This window comes from Pelotomaculum sp. FP (assembly GCF_004369245.1).
Taxonomy (GTDB): Bacteria; Bacillota; Desulfotomaculia; order Desulfotomaculales; family Pelotomaculaceae; genus Pelotomaculum_C; species Pelotomaculum_C schinkii.
The window spans coordinates 1-1,646 of record NZ_QFGB01000136.1 but is presented as its reverse complement, the minus strand read 5'-3'; the positions used below and the strand labels follow the sequence as shown (position 1 = coordinate 1,646).

General features: G+C 43.6%; 1 protein-coding gene. It reads right to left on the bottom strand.

The features are described from left to right. Positions 1-157: 157 nt before the first annotated feature. Positions 158-1,471: an IS4 family transposase gene (locus tag Psfp_RS21040; protein WP_134220461.1), complete on the bottom strand. Its 1,314-nt coding sequence runs from the start codon at positions 1,469-1,471 to the stop codon at positions 158-160. Positions 1,472-1,646: the final 175 nt, after the last annotated feature.

Below are 1,646 nucleotides of genomic sequence, written 5' to 3'. Positions count from 1 at the left end.
CAATGTCATTAAGATAAGCAAAGAGTCGGCAAGGCAAAAGAGCATCATGAGGGCAGAAGAGCTTATCAGGATGCTCTTTTCTCTTAGGGAAGCTGAAAAATGCATGCAAATGAAGCAGATCGTGAAATCTGCTTAAAGGCTATGAAAAGGTAAGGGTTTATGCTACTCTGTAAATGAAGCTGACTGCCGTTTTGTAACGGATTTTGCGGATGTCCTTACGACCTGGACGAATAGGCAGAATATTCTTTTGAATCAGCGCTTCGACATTGGGTGGGAGTACATTGTCACGGCATCGAAAGAAATATTTGCAGATGTGTATGGCAACGGTAAAGTTGACCTGATACGCGTATCGGGTGTCTCTGTATTGAATGACTACGTGCGAGGTAATCATTTCAGAGAAGTTGTACATGATCATTCTTGCGAATATTTCCTGTACAATGTACTCCACCTTTTTTGCATGGAAGTGGGTCAGGCCTACGGCATATTTGAGTTCTCGAAACGACGTTTCTATGCCCCATCGCTTTTTGTAGAGCTCTTTGAGCTCTCCCGGCGAGAAATCGGACTGATTCAGGTTTGTAATGACCGTTTCGTAAGAATCATCAGCAATTTTAAAGCGAACGATCCGCAAAGAAATGGGATAGAATTTGTTAGCATACAGGTCTAAGAAGTCAAAAGTCACGTTACCGGGAAGGAAACGGTATATTTCAGGGTGTGCTTTAATCTCTTTTGTCTGTTTTCGTGTAAGAATACGCTGAACAGTAATATCAAATTCCCCGTCTGAGGGCAAACGAAGGCCGGAGAGGATGCCGTTGCTGCCGGCATCTTTCACTCGAATCACATAATTCCAACCTTTTTTTTCGATATGAGCGAAAACGTTGTAGCTTTCAAAGCCTCTGTCGGCAACGAGAATGACGTTGTCCTTAATGCGGGACCGGTCTACCATGTCCGTCAGCGCCTTGTTTTCATTTTCGCATCGGCGAGGCTGGATGCAGGTATCAACATAGATCCTGTTGCACAGATCGTACATGGCGTTTAGATGCAGCAGACTATAACCTTTTTCGCCCAGGTGATTTTGAAAATATGTATCAGGATTATCGGGGTCAGTTGCGATGTGCAGGTCGGAACCGTCAACGGCAAGCAATCGGAATCCTTTGTATTTCTTAATATCTGAAAATGACTGAGTAAACTCGTGAAGCAAGAACTCTAAAGCAGACGGCAGAATCTTGTCTCGCTGTTGGACAAAGGCGGCTGTCGTCGCTGTGTTGATGCCATAGCCTTGTGCCTCTAGAAGCTCTTTGTAAATACTGTTTCCGCCCATGGATAAAAGAAGCTGTATCACAGTTTCAAAGGGCAGCTTACGCTTACGGGTAAAATCTCTCTCTGGGTCCTTAACGAAAAGTGCCGGTGACGCTGACATCTCCTTGATGAGAGATGCCAGCGTTTCTTTTATGGAATTGGGATATTCATTCATCAGCGAAGCCTCCAAAATATGTATTCATTTCAAGGCTTCGTTCCAAATTTTTTACGTTTTGTCAAGTGTTTTTCTGAAATTTCTCCAATTTTTTAACGAAAAAAAGCAGGGTACCTTTTGATACTCTGCTCTTTTGTGCTGCGGGTATGGCCTTGGCCTTATCTTAATGACATTG

Coding starts and splice junctions, on each gene's coding strand:
- Psfp_RS21040 (WP_134220461.1), bottom strand. CDS start 1,471: ATGAATGAATATCCCAATTCCATAAAAGAAACGCTGGCATCTCTCATC.